General features: G+C 43.8%; 15 protein-coding genes. 8 read left to right on the top strand and 7 right to left on the bottom strand.

The window, feature by feature from the left end; all coding sequences use genetic code 11:
• Window positions 1-225: 225 nt before the first annotated feature.
• From U9Q77_02465 to U9Q77_02440, 6 genes are all read right to left on the bottom strand, one after another.
• Window positions 226-1533: a type II toxin-antitoxin system HipA family toxin gene (locus U9Q77_02465; protein ID MEA3286228.1), complete on the bottom strand. Its 1308-nt coding sequence runs from the start codon at window positions 1531-1533 to the stop codon at window positions 226-228.
• Window positions 1533-1880 carry a helix-turn-helix transcriptional regulator gene (locus U9Q77_02460; protein ID MEA3286227.1) on the bottom strand — a complete coding sequence of 116 codons (348 nt, stop codon included), beginning with the start codon at window positions 1878-1880 and terminating at the stop codon, window positions 1533-1535. The genes U9Q77_02465 and U9Q77_02460 overlap by 1 nt, the downstream gene beginning before the upstream one ends.
• Before the next feature lie 709 nt (window positions 1881-2589).
• A complete protein-coding gene (locus U9Q77_02455) occupies window positions 2590-3732 on the bottom strand; it encodes a nucleoside-triphosphatase (GenBank protein ID MEA3286226.1) in 1143 nt (380 codons plus the stop codon).
• A complete protein-coding gene (locus tag U9Q77_02450) occupies window positions 3729-4301 on the bottom strand; it encodes a hypothetical protein (protein MEA3286225.1) in 573 nt (190 codons plus the stop codon). The genes U9Q77_02455 and U9Q77_02450 overlap by 4 nt, the downstream gene beginning before the upstream one ends.
• A 1-nt stretch (window position 4302) precedes the next feature.
• On the bottom strand, window positions 4303-5703 hold the full coding sequence (locus U9Q77_02445; GenBank protein MEA3286224.1) for a sigma-54 dependent transcriptional regulator: 1401 nt from the start codon (window positions 5701-5703) through the stop codon (window positions 4303-4305).
• A 6-nt stretch (window positions 5704-5709) separates the two neighbouring features.
• The gene (locus tag U9Q77_02440) at window positions 5710-7611 is read right to left on the bottom strand and encodes a DUF3365 domain-containing protein (protein MEA3286223.1); all 1902 of its coding nucleotides are present in this window, start codon (window positions 7609-7611) and stop codon (window positions 5710-5712) included.
• A 284-nt stretch (window positions 7612-7895) separates the two neighbouring features.
• Between U9Q77_02440 and U9Q77_02435 the strand changes: the two genes are divergently transcribed.
• Window positions 7896-9281, top strand: coding sequence for a hypothetical protein (locus tag U9Q77_02435; GenBank protein ID MEA3286222.1), 1386 nt, complete (start codon window positions 7896-7898; stop codon window positions 9279-9281).
• Window positions 9282-9467: 186 nt separating this feature from the next.
• Here U9Q77_02435 and U9Q77_02430 read toward each other — a convergent pair whose 3' ends face one another.
• Window positions 9468-9698 carry a hypothetical protein gene (locus U9Q77_02430; protein ID MEA3286221.1) on the bottom strand — a complete coding sequence of 77 codons (231 nt, stop codon included), beginning with the start codon at window positions 9696-9698 and terminating at the stop codon, window positions 9468-9470.
• Window positions 9699-9736: 38 nt separating this feature from the next.
• Here U9Q77_02430 and U9Q77_02425 point away from each other — a divergent pair, with 38 nt between their 5' ends.
• From U9Q77_02425 to U9Q77_02395, 7 genes are all read left to right on the top strand, one after another.
• Complete coding sequence (locus U9Q77_02425; protein MEA3286220.1) at window positions 9737-12019, top strand: nitrate reductase; 2283 nt, start codon at window positions 9737-9739, stop codon at window positions 12017-12019.
• Between the two features lie 78 nt (window positions 12020-12097).
• Entirely contained in the window at window positions 12098-12670 is a 573-nt protein-coding gene (locus tag U9Q77_02420; protein MEA3286219.1) for a 4Fe-4S dicluster domain-containing protein, read from the top strand.
• Entirely contained in the window at window positions 12661-12912 is a 252-nt protein-coding gene (locus tag U9Q77_02415; protein ID MEA3286218.1) for a chaperone NapD, read from the top strand. Before U9Q77_02420 ends, U9Q77_02415 begins: the two co-directional genes overlap by 10 nt.
• An 84-nt stretch (window positions 12913-12996) precedes the next feature.
• Complete coding sequence (locus U9Q77_02410) at window positions 12997-13449, top strand: 4Fe-4S dicluster domain-containing protein (protein MEA3286217.1); 453 nt, start codon at window positions 12997-12999, stop codon at window positions 13447-13449.
• Window positions 13446-14303 carry a 4Fe-4S binding protein gene (locus U9Q77_02405; GenBank protein ID MEA3286216.1) on the top strand — a complete coding sequence of 286 codons (858 nt, stop codon included), beginning with the start codon at window positions 13446-13448 and terminating at the stop codon, window positions 14301-14303. The genes U9Q77_02410 and U9Q77_02405 overlap by 4 nt, the downstream gene beginning before the upstream one ends.
• The gene (locus U9Q77_02400) at window positions 14303-14770 is read left to right on the top strand and encodes a Rieske (2Fe-2S) protein (GenBank protein MEA3286215.1); all 468 of its coding nucleotides are present in this window, start codon (window positions 14303-14305) and stop codon (window positions 14768-14770) included. Before U9Q77_02405 ends, U9Q77_02400 begins: the two co-directional genes overlap by 1 nt.
• Window positions 14767-15806, top strand: a 1040-nt coding sequence (locus tag U9Q77_02395; GenBank protein ID MEA3286214.1) for a cytochrome b N-terminal domain-containing protein, incomplete at its 3' end; no start/stop codon positions are given. The genes U9Q77_02400 and U9Q77_02395, both read left to right, overlap by 4 nt.

Genomic DNA, 15806 nt, shown 5'->3' with positions numbered 1-15806 from the left:
AAATATAACCAGTAAGATGACAAAGTGGTAAGAAATAGTACCAATATAATGGGTTTGAGATGAAGTACCTCTGCTGAACCGGCAGGCTACCAAAGTGTCGGCTACTTATTGTAGAAGTGGTTTCTTAACTGTTGTAATGATAGGAGTATACGCTCATGTGAGTTTCTACTCACAGGCAGGGGGTGAACAGTTGATCATAGATCAAGCGGTCGACATGAGTTATATCTAGTGTCCAAGCTTAAGCGCATTTGCTATTTGTGTTGTCAATGTAGCATTTACGTCAGCTGAATCTGCGTATCCCAGCCATTGATTTACCACACTATGTATTTCTTTTATTATTGGATTCGCCCTCTTGATATTCATTGATTTTGCTACTTTTAAAAAATCTGTATTTGTGATCCCTTTTCTTTTGCCGTTGACGCTTAGGCATTGTTGACTTACCCACTCATGTCCGGGGCTATAGGCATAACAAATGTCGTAGGCTGGAGCTAACTCCCATTCTCCATCCTTCTTTAGCTTAAATGCGAAATTCTTAGTATGGTCATCACAATTTTTCGCTAAAACATTGAACACCATTCTTCGGAATAATTGTTCAGCTTGAGGATAGGGGATCTGTAATTCTCGCAATGTCTGGAAGAGCTGTTCATAGCTATAGCTTGTTATTTCATTAAAGTCATAATGCTGCATGGCGCAGAGCGTCTGGATATGGTATTTTGTATTGTTCGCTTCGCGGTCAAACCGTTTTGTCATGAAATGTGCTCGTCCATTTTCCTCAATTAATTTTGAAGGCATCATCTCTAGACCACAATCTATTGCCATGTTATAGTATGCCATTTCAACTCGTCCCCAACCGTGGCTCTCACCAAACTGCTCATCATTTACACCATCTAATTTTAATAACCAGTGCTCAAACCCTGGAGGTGCGCCTGCTTGTCCAGACTTCACTTCGCCAGTTGTTTCATTATACGAGATTATGGCCTTAGGTCTTGCACCACCAGCAGATGTTCCGATTTTAAGAATATCCATCATTGCCTTTTCGTCTGTCTTATGCAGGCTTGTACTGAATTTTTCTCTCGTGGACAGCATTCTTTGTGCAATGTTAACCAAGCTCTGTAGTTCTATGTCAAAAGTTTCATTGTCCTGTTTTTGCATCGAAGGTTCAAATTCTAAAGCCCCCATTCCACGAGTCCCTATAAAACTCAGTTGTTCTACTGGATTCATACTGTTCTGTGGTCGCCCTTCGCTTGCGAGCCAAATATTCATTAATTGATTACCATATTTATCAGGCAATACATCAGCCAGTAATCCAGGCAAGCCTTTAAAAGTATCGTTTTGGCTTCCCCGTGCTTTTCTTAGCTCTGGGAATGAAAACACTCTTCTGGGTGAAGCTATTGGCATTTTAGTGGGGGCTAAATTCCAACCCAATTTGATAAAATTTTGATCATACTCGAAACTTGCTAGCCCTGTTTCATTATCCCAAGCAACAGCCCCAACTGTTTCACCCCAAATTTTCACCCACGCAGTTTCTATCATTACCAATCACTTTCTGCTTTTTGCTGGACAGGCTTGGAGCGAGCTCGTTTACGTTTATCTCGTTCCATTTTGGCTAATGTGATAGGGCTGAGCTGTGTTTGCACTTCAAAGCCTTCCATGACATACAAAAGCCCAAGTACTCTCAAGACCTGGAGAAAAGTACTTACAGTGACGGTTTCGCCACGCTCTAATAAGCTCAATGTTGAACGGCTAATATTTGCAGCATAGGCTACCTGCTCTTGTGTTTTGTTCTGATCTAAGCGATGATATTTTATAAAAGAACCTAAATTTTTGCTTAGTGCTCCATCGCTCAACGAATTCCATTTAGTGTATGAATAATCATTCATAATATATCCTTACTGCCATTAATGTATGATATGTCGTGCGTTAATGCAAAATATATTTCAAAAAATATTAAGCTTGTGGGTAAATTACTACCAATTATTTGACTATTGTGTGATTCCAATCGAGTAGCAGTTTGAAGAGATAAGGCAATTGGTTCCAGATTACTACTTTCAGTCTTAATAATTCATACTTACACAATTGGATGTTTGGGCTGTTTGAATATCTTTGAGGATATACACTCAACAAATTCACACGAAGGAATGAGGTTTCCAGATGCTGCGAGTAGCGTTTATTTGGAGTTATCGACAGGATACCGACTGTTTCACTATCCTGTGGGTGACTAACCAATAGCGACTTACACAAAACAGTCAATTGACTCTTAATCAATTGATACCGATTATTCTGACTGCTCAGTAAAATGGGCAGGCTGCAATCGGGCAGGCCACCATTTTTCATTACATATCCTAATTACAATAATATCAGTTAAATGAAATTTGAAATGCGCTTTCTTACAGGTCGGGGGTCGGGGGTTCGACTCCCTCAGCGCCCACGACACTTAACGCTTTGCTCGATTTAAGAATATCGAACAAGGAATTCAGAATGATGAAGTGTTAAGGTAAAAAAGAAATTCTGAATTCAATATTCGTTACTCGATATTCTGACATCAATGACTTCATCCCTCAAGCCAAGCGCTAACAATCCCTCAGCGGTTTATATTTCGTTCAGAATGCTAAGGGGGGATGCAAGGGTTACGATCCTGCGCTCCCGTTGAGCAATATTACTTAAGTGCTCCTTCAGAAACACATCCAGTTCAGACAGTAAGCTGGATCGAACCGTAAACACCAGATGACCGGAATAATGTTCATCTATCTCATTTAAGGCGGGGAAGAAGCCTGACTTCTGAAATTCGAGATGTCCAATCTCATCGATAATTATCCATTCCTTTGACAACGCTTTCAGTAATGCATCTACTCCCCAGTTCAGCGCTTCTGGAAAAAAATAAAATTTACCCACCTGGATCGGTGTCTCAATGACTTCCATTGTATTCAGCTCCATGACTGAACCATCTTCAACACGCCTAAGTTGATGAAACCAGCGACCATTGGATTTTGTCACTTTCTCAGATATGATCCCTCCTGCAGGGAACCCAGCATCCTGAAGATTTTTGAGAAATGTAACAATCCAGGGGGTCTTGCCAGCTCCTGGATCACCACTGATAATCAGCAGTTTGGGCGTGGGGTCTGTGAGTAATTCTACAAGAACGCTCTGCGGGGTTTCGGAAGTCACACTTTCAGGTTCTGTGCTATAGCTCTCAGCCATGGTGACCATATCCTGAATCACTGCTGCAGCATAAGATATGATTTGTCCCAGCTGTAGATGATTCCCATCAGGATGATGCAGTTGGTGAGCCCGAGCCTTAAGCACACTGCGAATCCTTGGAAGGGTCTCTTTCGAAATGCTGAAAAGAAGGTCAAAATGTGATATCCCAAGTTTCTGAAAGAGCTGGCGAGCCTTATCACTGTTCAGGTTTGTAGAGAGAATCTGAAATACCAGGAAAACATCAATACCCCTCAAAGCCATGAGGATCATACTGTCAAATTGTACGCTGCTATAGGCAATACCTAAAAATTGTGCGTCACTTACACCTGTGAAGATTGGAACCAGTATGACCAGAAATGAAACAATGAGCCAAAAACGGAAATTCTTTAATGGTCGTAAAGTTGCTGGATCAAAGCGTAGCGCCAGTATTACAATTCCAGTGCTGATCACAAAGGGAGCCTCTTTGAGAAATATGACCCCGGCAATTGTCAAGCTTGCCAGCCATAACCTGCGCGACTTGAGTAGCTGAATCATACAGGCTCAAGATCAGATTTAAGACGCTGAATAATTTTCCAACTGAAGATCATCGCAGTGAACGCAAAAAGGAAGTGAATCAACAAATAGAGTCCCAGCATCAACCAACCAGCTTGATAGCCAACACGCTGTGAGAATCCTTCGACCAATTCCAGGATTACGGGTACAAAGCTACTCCCAAACATAATTGATTTGGTCATGATGGTTTGAAATATCGGGTAGATCGCCACGATAATTGCGCTTGTCATAAAAGCCATTCGTCCGGTTCCCTGAATAGTCAACACCATTTCCAACAACAAGCCCTCAATAACAATTGCGACAAAGGGACCAAGTTTTACCGTGCTAAAGCTTAACATCTTTATTGAAGCGGCGATCAAGGCCATGAGTAGCGTTGCGCCACGAACAGGATTGTACACTCGCGCGATGAGAACGATGCTCATCCCTATAGATGCCAGTATAGCGCCTGCGAGGGGTATGTGAAGCAGATGCAGGGTTGTACCGATGGTTGCTTCGCAAATGCCCCAGAGCGTCCCGAAAATGGCGATGTAGACCAGTGACCTTCTATCCATCCTAATCGTCCCCGCCATTACTCATTGAATCTGCTCGTTTGATGTAATTATTTAACGATGTTCGAGGAATCCCAAGCATCTTGGCAGCACTGGTTCGATTCTGATCTGTGAGCTCCAGCACCTGCTCAACCAATTTATCCTGAACAGCATGGATCAGATTATGATCTGGTTGTGGATTCAACTTGATCACGAATGTCGGCTCACCCTCAACTGTATTCAAAATTTCAGCTTGGGGGTCATTATTGCGAATATTGCTCAATTTGAGAACATCCCCTTTGGCCAGTAGAATTCCTCGTTCTACGTAATTGCGTAATTCACGAACATTACCCAACCACTTTGAAGTGATGAGAAAACTTTCAACGTCTTTGTCTATCAACTTCACAGACTTCTTAAAGCTCTGATTAAACGAATTAATAAAATGTTTTGTCAGGGGGAGAATATCCATCCTGCGTTCCCTCAGTGCGGGAATCCTGATATTAGCTACATTTAAACGGTAAAATAGATCAGATCTGAATTTGCGCTCTCGGATCATTTCCGGGAGGTTGGCATTGCTACAGGCGATAAACCGGACCTCAACCTTTACGGGTTGCACACCACCGATGCGGTAGAATTCGCCACTTTCAAGGACATGCAGTAATTTTGTCTGAAGATCGATACTCAGATCACTGATCTCATCCAGCACAAAAGTGCTTTTATCAGCCTGTTCAATGAGCCCCGGTTTACCCCCTTTGCGGGCTCCCGTAAATGAACCACTTTCATATCCGAACAACTCACTTTCAATCAGTTCAGCAGGAATTGCTGCACAATTAAGCGTAATTAGATTTCTATCGAAATGGGCGCTGTTAAAATGAATGTACCGTGACAATAGATTTTTTCCTGTACCGGTTTCACCGGTGATCAGCACGGTTGCATCTGTTCGGGCAAATTCTTTACTCAGATCCAGGACTTCACGCATTTCAGAAGAAACAGAAATGATCTCCACTGCTGAATTCTTTTCCATGCATTGCAGGCGCAAATCCTCAACCTCTTTACGTAAACGCTGATGATCCAGGCCTCTCTGGACGGCGTAGCGGGTTATTTCGGATGATTCATCTTTCTCAACGAAGTCAAATGCACCCAATTTCATGGCCTCAACAGCCAGTTGAATGGTTGCATAAGCAGTCAGCATGATGACAACTGTTTGAGGGAAGTTCAGTTTGATTTCTTTTAGCACAGATATGCCGTCAATTTCACCTAGAGCATAATCAAGTAGAACCAGATCTATCTCATGCTTTTCAAGAATGGTCCGGGCAGACTCAATTTTAGTTGCGGTATGCACGACGTTTTCATCACTCTGCAAGAGTCGTTTCATGGAATTACAGATGAGTTTTTCGTCATCCAGAATGAGGGTATTAAAAGGCATCTTTTATCATCCTTGGTGATTGTTAAAATAAATATTTATGGTGGTCCCCAGATCAAGTTCGCTGAGCACCTCGATTCTTGCGCCATGATCATCCAGAATCCGCTGACAGATGGCCAGGCCAAGACCAGTGCCACCCTTCGACTTTGTAAAAAATGGATCGAAAATGCGATCCAGATCTTCCTTGGCAATACCGCAGCCATTATCTGCTACAGAGACCATCTGGAAATCAGGACTGAATTCCGTTTTCAGTATAAGTTCGCCTTCCTGACCCATAGCTTGAAAGGCGTTCAGTATGAGATTGACAAATACCTGGACCAATTTGTGCTCATCACCTTCGATAGTGACGGAGGTCTCCGCCAACTCTCTGCGAATGCGAATTCTGGATTTTTTCAACTGTTTTTCCACCAGATCCAGTGCTTTTTGGAGAATTGCGTTTATCGCCAGGGGCTTGTTTGTTTTTCGATGGGGACGGGAGTAGTCCAAAATCGCTGTCACGATACGATGAATCCGGTCGATACTATCGCGTAATTCGGGATAAATAGTTTCAAATTCTTTCGGATCGCCCTGCTTTTGCTTTAGATATTCTATATTCGTGGTCAGAGCATACATGGGATTTCGAATCTCATGAGCGATGCCTGACGACAATTTACCCAGAGCAAACATCTTTTCGGCTTGAATGGAGAACCTCTCTATTTGTTTCCGCTCACTAATATCATGGAGATAGACGAAGGTAAGGTCGCCATCATCCCCCTGGGTGACCCCAGAGCCGATAAAGACCTCGACAGAAATTTCAAGCTTATCCTTGGTTTTAAGAATACCTTCAAATTGCTGCTCCATGGTTTCAGGCAAGTTCTTTCTCATACTCTGCCTGGTGTTAGCCTTATCAATCAATGCAAAAAGATTCATCCCTTTTAGCTCTTCATCCGAGTAGCCGGTATATCGCTGAAAATTATGGTTGTAATTGAATATGCAATCTTTCGGGTCAATTATAGCGATCAGCTCAGGCGAATTTTCAATCAAGGAGCGACTCATTATTTCGGAGGTTTTCAATTGTTCAGTATCATCATGAATACGTTGTGCCATACCCTTGAAGGCCTGAGACAAGCTGCCAATTTCATCCTGACTTTTGACATTGAAATCAACTGCATATTGCCCATCCTGCATTTCGTGGGTCTTGCCTTCCAGAATTCTTAGCGGTTCAATAATAGAACGCTGGAGCAGGAAGTAGGTGAGCAAGCTCAAAATTATTATGACTATGATCATGAGCGTGAGCAGAAATTCTACATTAGAATGGCGAGCTTTCAGGTGTTCCTCCATGGGCAGAGTAACACTAATACCACCTCTCAAATCACCCTCCTCATAACCGTGTTGAGCATGACAGCTGAGACAGGCTTCTCGAGTATATAAGGGTGCGAAATAACGATAGTAATGTTTCCCGTCTCGTTCTTCCAATCGTGAATATTCTAAATGATCTACTTCCTCAGAATTATCGAGAAATTGCAGAGCCTCCTCTTCGAAGGTATCCGGTATATTTTCGGGGTTGATGAACCGTGTGCTGGCCATATGAAATGAAAATTTTCCTCCAGTCGCTTCACTAATAGCACTAAGCTCACGCGTAACCAGAGCCGGATTTTTCAGAAGCAGGGTGTCTCCGGAATCGGTAAATAATTGGGGATGATCTAAATAGGGATTCGCTTCCATCCCAGGTTGTTTAACAACCAGTACACCCTCGTGATCGGCAACCCACTTTCGTGTAATAAGCACATTTTTGAATATTGAGCGGGCAGAGGTCAAGAGCGTATCTTCACTTTGTCGATCAACCCGAATCAGTAATCCAAAAAACAGGACTGACATCATGATTGAAGCAGTGCCAGCCACTATAATACTGACTTTTAAGTTTAATCGCATACTTCCCTCAATTTATTTCCTCAGGCTAGATTAAAATTACACTGAATTGTGAATCAGCAAACATTGCTTAAACACAAAAACCAACAAGAATCAATAGCGACTAAATATAGTCAAAGCGACTGTATATAGTCAATAATTGAATTTATCAATGACCGATTAGTTACATGGTATAATAATAAAATCAATAGAATCAATCATATAGATAGGCTTCAGAATTCTGGCACGTCATTTGAGTTATAGAGGTCGAAAATGATTTCAAAATTCATAAAAAAAGGAGAATAGAAGTGAGGAAATTGATTGTTAGTCTTCTCGTTGGGATTTTGGTCTTGAGCGTATCAGCTCTGGCGACAGAATTCAAAATTGGGGGAGTGTATACTGCATGGGCTCAATCACAACAAGCCTTTACGTTGAAGGAAGATGCCTATGATCACAATTATGTGGTTCAGATGCTACGTTTCAATGTCCAGGGAATCGCCAGTGATAATCTCAAATTTGTCACCCGCTTTGATATGGCTCAAGGCTGGTGGGGTGTAGATAATGCGCTGAAAAGTAAAATTCGCACCGGTACCGGTGGAGGATCAGCCCTCTTCGATTTTAAAGATACAAATTTTCTGCTGCATGTCGATCACGCCTATGTGGACATGACGCTTCCCAATATGCCTGTAAACCTCAAAATTGGTCGCCAATGGTTTGGTTTGGGAAACAAGTTGATGGTTGATAATAACTACGAAGGTGTTCAGCTTGGCTACAAAGGACTTAGCCTGGGTTGGGCCAAAGTGAGTGAAGGTGGCGATGGCACGACTGACAATGTTGTCTATGACGCAGTTGTTACCGATTCTGTTATCGTGGATAATCGTGATGCCGATCTCTATGTTGCCAACTATAAGGGAAAAGCTGGCGCACTCTCCTATGATGCCTTTGGTTTTTACTACAAAGACAAGAGTATTGAAGATGGGGATGCCTATATCCTGGATCATCTACAATTTTTCAGAAACAAAGATGCAGCCACGGTCACGGAACTCATGGCTGGTGGAATTGCAGCAAACTACAAGGCTGGCAAGGTCTCTGTTAAGGGTGAATTCGACTTTCTGACTGGAAAAGATGAAATCAATGATCTCGATCTTAGTGGCTACAATGTTTATGCTAACCTGAATTACGCTCAGAATGATAAGCTCAGTATTGGTACTGTCCTCGGTATGGGCTCAGGTGACGATGCAAATGAAGCAGGCTTCACAAACGTGAACAAGCTGCGTACTTCCGGATTTTTCTACATCACAGAAATCTGGGAAGATTCCATTATGCCCGATGAAGAAGGTATCACGCCACAAGGCCTTGGGGCGCCAAATGTAAAGGCTTACCGTGAGCTTGAAAACACGACAATTGCTCAGGTAAATGCTACTTATAAGCTGATGAAAAGTACCTCACTGTTTCTCTCAGGTAGTTATATCATGGCCTCAAATGATATTATGGCTGATGATGGTACCCTGTCCACTGACTTAGGTACTGAAATCGATTTCTGCATCAAGCACAATGTATACAAAAATGCATTATTCATGCTTAGGGGTGGATATTTCATTCCTGGCGATGCTGCAGGTTATCTGATTAATGGTCACAATGTTGATATGGTTCCAGCCTATGAGTTAAAGGGCATGGTAGTCTATAAGTTCTAGCTTGAATAGCCCCTGATGTGAACAGCTCATATCAGGGGCATTTATTTTGGAGGTAAAAACGTGAAAATAAATTTTAAAATCGGTATGCTGGCTATGATAATCATAGCCCTCGTAGCCTTTTCCATTTCCTGCGCACCACCAATAGGAGATGAGAAAGTGAGAGTACCTGCTGAGGTTCATCCCGGCTTAACAGATGAAATGAGCTGTCTTGACTGTCATTCGGAATTGACGCCTGACATCACCAATGATTGGAAAAAAAGCGGCCATGGCAAAATGAATTATGGCTGCTATATATGCCACGGAGATGGTACTGTCAGCTTTACATCTAAGCCAACTAATGATGGCTGTATCTCCTGTCATTCCGCGAGCACTACCCATATTGAAAAGTATCCACACATGAGCTGTTTTGACTGTCACAACGGTCACAGCCTTATCGTAGGTTAAGGAGGACGATAATGAAACCAGTAAATCGTCGAGAATTTTTAAAAACCTCTGCAGCAGCAACTGCGGCAGCAGGAATTGGCGTAAGTTTATTCCCCGGTATGGCACTGGCTGATACCGGTTCAAACAGTATTAACTGGCACAAGTCCGTGTGCCGCTATTGCGGTGTAGGCTGTGGCATTATGATCGGTGAGAAAGATGGCCGGGTTCAGGCTGTCAAAGGTGATAAAGAGAATACGATCAACAAAGGCCATTTGTGCGTAAAGGCTTATTATCTACCCAAAGCCATTCACTCCAAAACTCGCCTGCAACATCCTATGATCCGCAAAAATGGTAAGCTTGTTCAAGCAAGCTGGGATGAAGCCTTAGGTCTTGTAGCAGATAAGTTTAACAGAATCCGCAAAACTCATGGCGGCGATGCCCTGGCCTTCTATGGTTCAGGACAGGCTGAAACTGAGGAAACCTATATGGCCAACAAGCTTTTTAGAGGCTGTATCGGAACAAACAACGTGGAAGGTAATCCACGGCTATGCATGGCCAGTGCCGTGGGTGGTTATTTGACCAGTCATGGTGCAGATGAACCAGCCGGTACCTATGATGATATTGAAAAAACCAATCTGTTCATGCTGGTAGGATCCAACACAGCTGAAGCGCATCCAATCGTCTTTGAACGCATCATGCGTCATAAGAATAATAATCCAGATGTGAAGATTGTCATTATTGATCCACGCAAAACACCGACTGATCAGGTCGCTGATCTGCATCTATTCCCCAAGCCGGGCTATGATTTACCCGTCTTTAATGCCATTTCTCAAGTTCTGATTGCAGAAGGCTATGCTGATGAAAAGTTCATCAAAGCTCATGCTTTCATGAAAACAAACAAGGGAGAGAAAGTATCCTTTAAAGAATACAAAAGATTCCTTGAGGATTATACACCTGAGAAAGCTTCAGTAATAAGTGGAGTACCTGCTGATGATATCATCAAGGCAGCCCGTATTTTTGGAAGAGCCACAACTGCCATGTCAATGTGGACCATGGGATTGAATCAACGCCAACGTGGTGTCTGGTCAAATAACCTGGTACACAACTGGCATCTAATTACCGGTAAAATTGGTGTGCCTGGCAGTGATGCTTTCTCACTGACTGGTCAGCCCAATGCCTGTGGTGGTGTGCGCGAAGGTGGCGGTTTATGTCACATATTACCAGGTCATCGTCTGGTTGTCAAAGAAGCACATCGCAAACAGGTTGCTGATGTCTGGGGTGTACCTGCAAATCGTATTCCCCCCAAACCAGGTAAGCATACCATTGCCATGTTTCAGGGTCTGAATGATGCAGACATTCGTGGTATCTATATCATGTGTACAAATCCCGCACAGTCGCTTCCCAATGCCAAGAAATATTGGGAAGGACTCAAGGATCAATTTGTAGTCGTTGCTGAATCATTCTACCCAACTATGACTACCAAATATGCAGATGTTGTGCTGCCAGCAGCCTTCTGGTCTGAAAAAGAAGGTGTCTATGGCTGTACAGAACGTCGCTCACAGCATATGGCCAAGGCAATTGAACCTGCCGGTGAAGCAGTATGGGATGCCTTTATCTTGCGTGATCTTGGTAAAAGAATGGGCTTTAAAAAAGAGTTCGCCAAGTACGCCACGGCAGAAATCATCTGGGATGAGTATCGTGGCCTGACCAAGGGCAAGGATATGGATCTTACTGGCGCTCCTTATGATCGCTTGAAAAAAGTCCGTGGCTTGACCTGGCCGGTTCCTTCCGTTGAACATCCCGGAACATATAAACGCTATACTGATGGTGATCCAATCTATGATGCTCTTCCGGCTACCAAGAAAAAGGGTCGCCGCATGTACTTCTACGGCCCGAAAGCCAAGGAAGGCAAGGCTACTATCTGGTTACGCCCTCATGCTGCTCCAGCCGAGCCATGTGATAAGGAGTATCCTTATGCTTTAACGACAGGGCGCATTCTTGAGCATTGGCATACGCTGACGATGACCGGAACATCTCCGGAGTTGAACCGGGCTGTTCCAAAAGCTTATGCCGAGATACACCCGGATGATGCGAAAAAACTGGGAATCCAAAATAGAAAAGATTTGATCCTTACCACGCGACGTGGAGAACTGAGGATTGAAGCCCGGGTTATCGATCGACCAGCGCCGGGCACGATCTTTGTCCCCTGGCATTGGGAAGAATGGCCTATCAATGTGTTGTGCAACGATGCCTTTGACCCTGGTTCCAAAGAACCAGAGTATAAGGTAGCTGCAGCACAGGTTCGAAAGGCCTGACAATCAACTTCCAAAGTACCAAGATAGCTATCAGCAAGTGGGGAACGATCCTGTTCCCCACTTGTCATGGTAATTAGCATGGGCTCAACTGCGCCTGAAATGATTTCGCGTCAGGATTTCCTGCGCAGTTTTTTTAAAAGTGCAGGAAGCAGTGCTGCAAGGCTGCGTCCCATGTCTCCCCAGGTCTTATTGCCACCAGGGAGTCAGGGCTGGTCCCATTTCATAGCAAACTGCGATCAATGTTATGACTGCGTTTCAAAATGTCCCCATGAAGCCCTGCGTGTTGTTCGAGACAGCAATCCCAAACTTGAGGGTTATCCAGCCATTTATCCAGGTCTGGTTAGCTGTGAGGGTTGCTGGGAACAGGAATGTATCAAGGCTTGTCCCACAGATGCGTTAAGTGAAGATTTAAGCTCTGCACCACTCCAGGAGCTTTTTATTGATGAAAACCTTTGTCTGGCTTTCAAGGGTCAGTTTTGTACTACCTGCGTAGGGCGCTGTCCGCACCAGGGTACAGCTCTGACGCTTGATAAAGATGGAAAACCAAAACTGGATATGACTCACTGTACAGCGTGTGGCATTTGTATTAATGTCTGCCCTGCACCACAGTCAGCAATTCAAATCAAAGAACAGGAATTAGTATGCCCATAGCCGGCCTTGTAATAATGACGAAACCCGACAAAGCTGATGAAGTCCTTGATGGTCTAAAACAAGTACCTGGAATTACCACATACGGTATTCACAAGGATAATCATATTGTTGCTGTATTGGAAACAAGCAGCATTGAAGAACTAAAGGTAACCAGCTTGTCCATCATGGATGATATTCCCAATGTCATGGGTGTCTACCCTTCATCCGTGAATTATGAAGATCTAGAGGACGTCGATGAATAAAGTCATCGGTTGCCATTAATCATGATACTAAATCTGCTTCAAAATCTTGCCAACATACGGCATCCCTTACGGCCACCTGGTGCTGTGTCTGAACAAGAATTTAGTGAGAAGTGTATCCGATGTCGTAAATGCGAAGCAGTTTGTCCCTACGAAGCCATCAAGATGACAGATTTTAGCTGGTACTCCAAGACCGGTACGCCAATCATCATTCCCGAAGAAATACCATGTTATCTATGTGATGATCTACCCTGTATTGAAGTTTGCCCCACAGAAGCCCTCACTCCCGTTAAAGAACGTAGCGACATCGCCATGGGTATTGCCAAGCTTGATGAGAGTCTCTGTTTCGCCTATAACGGTATTCTTTGTCGTGCTTGTTACGAACGCTGTCCAGTTTATGGTGAAGCCATCACTCTGGACCAAGAATTATATCCGGTGGTTCATGAAGATAAATGCGTAGGCTGCGGAATTTGTGAGCAAGTCTGTCCTGTGGAACCAACGGCCATTATCATTGAAAGTGCTCATGAGGTGAATGCATGATGACCTGGTTCCTGAATCATTCACGGCTCTTACGACGTAGTACCCAGATATTCAGTTTAGTTTTTCTAATAGCTGTTCCCTTTCTCAATAAGCAAGGCCACGATTGGTTCGTGGGAACGCTTTATAGTATTGATATCCTGGGGTGGACCATTGCCGATCCAGCCATGATCCTACAGATGATTCTACAGGGGCAACCCCTGCTCTGGACACTGGTTCTGGCTGTCTTGATTCCCATTATCCTGGCTCTGATCTTTGGCAGGATATTTTGCAGCTGGATGTGTCCCTATAATTTTTTAGCCGAACTGCTTTACAAGCTGCGGCGCTTGGTATTCCCCCGGGAAAAAAACCGTAACCACAATCCGGTGAGAAATTCCCAGTGGGCTATCCTGGCCAGTATCTTTTTACTGATATTACTCACAGGGATACCCCTCATTGTTTTTCTCTCTATGCCGGGACTGTTGACAGCAGAAATAACGGATCTGGTTTTTGGCGGAGATCTTGGACTTGAGCTCGTTCTGGTCGCTTGTGTCTTATTGCTGGACACATTTATTCTAAAGCGAGCCTGGTGTAAATTTCTATGCCCCGTTGGGTTCACACTTTCACTGTTTAAAACACCTCTGACCCTCCGTGTGATATCGCGATCCACTGTCTGTGTAGATTGTGACACCAAAAGGGAGCACACCTGTAATCAGGCTTGTCCTCTGGATCTAAATCCACGTCTTTCGAAAAATTTATATCCAGGCTGCTACAATTGTTTGGACTGCGTTTGTTCCTGTCACCAGCACGGGGGAGCTCTGGATGTGGAAATCGGATCTTCACAAAAAATTAAAAATACATATAAGGAGATAGCTTAATGGAAAATGAACAGCCGGAACAAGCTAGCCGGCGTGATTTTCTCCTGCGATTTGGAGCATTCGGTGCGCTTGTATTGGCCCTGGGCGGATTTACTCGTCATTTGCTAGTATACTTTACACCAAAACGAAAGCTCGCCAGTACTCACAAATATCTGGTTTCAAAGGTGGACGAAATCCCCGTAGGCAAGGCTAAGGAAATTAAAATTCAGGGCAAACCTGTTTTTGTGGTCCATTTAGAAGATGGTTTTAAAGTTTTTTCGGGTGTGTGTACTCACTTGGGTTGCATCGTGAGATGGGAACCGAGTAAAAGCCGATTTTATTGCCCCTGTCATAAAGGGATATTTGATGAAACAGGTCAAGTGACTGGTGGTCCACCCCCGAGAGCTCTAGACGAATTCAAAGTGGAACTGGACAAGAATCTCGTTTTCATTGAAGTCGCTGATAAACAGAAAGGACCCTGGACATGAGTGCCAAAGCATGGTTCAAAGAGCGATTTCCCATCGATTATGAGAAGTTCATTGATCTCAATGAAAAACTCTTCATCAAAGAGCCCATCCCGCTACACATGAAGAAATGGATGCTGGCTATGGGGACGACACCCTTTATTCTGTTCCCGCTTCAGATATTAACTGGAATAATGTTGAGTTTCTATTTTGTACCCTCGCCTGAAATGGCACATGAAAGTGTCAGATATATCACGGAAGAGGTCAGCCTGGGTTACTGGGTACGTGGCTTTCATCATTGGGGAGCCCATTTGATGATCATCAGCATTTTTCTGCACATGATGCGCGTCTTTTTTACCCAATCCTATCGCAAACCCCGGGAAATAAACTGGGTGTTTGGATTTGTATTGCTGGGGCTTGTGATGACAATCTCCTTCACAGGATACTCCCTGACCTATAACCAGGTCTCCTATTGGGCTATGACCGTAGGTACAAATATGTTGGCTGAGGTACCCCTGGTTGGACCCTTCATTCTGGAGCTGTTGAGGGGAGGACCGGATGTCACTACGAATACATTGACCCGCTTCTATACCCTGCATGTTTGGTTGCTGCCTCTGCTGATCACCTTACTCATTGTCGTACACATCATCATTCTCAGGTTACATGGGATTTCCGAGCCGGAGGGATTTAAAAAGGGCTACTACGCATTCTATCCCACCCATTTTAACAAAATAATCGTTGTTACATTGTTTCTAATCTCATTGATCAGCCTGCTAGCGGTGACTTTACCACCTGGTATTGGTGTACCTGCTGATCCATTGAATACACCCCTGCATATCAAGCCGGAATGGTACTTCTTCCCAATTTTTCTATTCCTCAAATGGGTACCATTAAATATTGGATTGCTCATCATTGGTCTGGCCATCCTGGGGATAGTCTTCTGGCCTTTTTTGGAACCGTTATTAGCCAAAAAAGAGAAACATCGAAGTATGATCAATTTCACTATTGGAGCAGTGACTATTCTGACTCTGATCATTTTTACACTCATTCAAACTTTTAC

It is taken from the genome of Candidatus Neomarinimicrobiota bacterium, assembly GCA_034716895.1.
GTDB lineage: Bacteria > Fidelibacterota > UBA8477 > UBA8477 > JABMPR01 > JABMPR01.
This window is presented reverse-complemented; position numbering and strand designations above follow the sequence as displayed.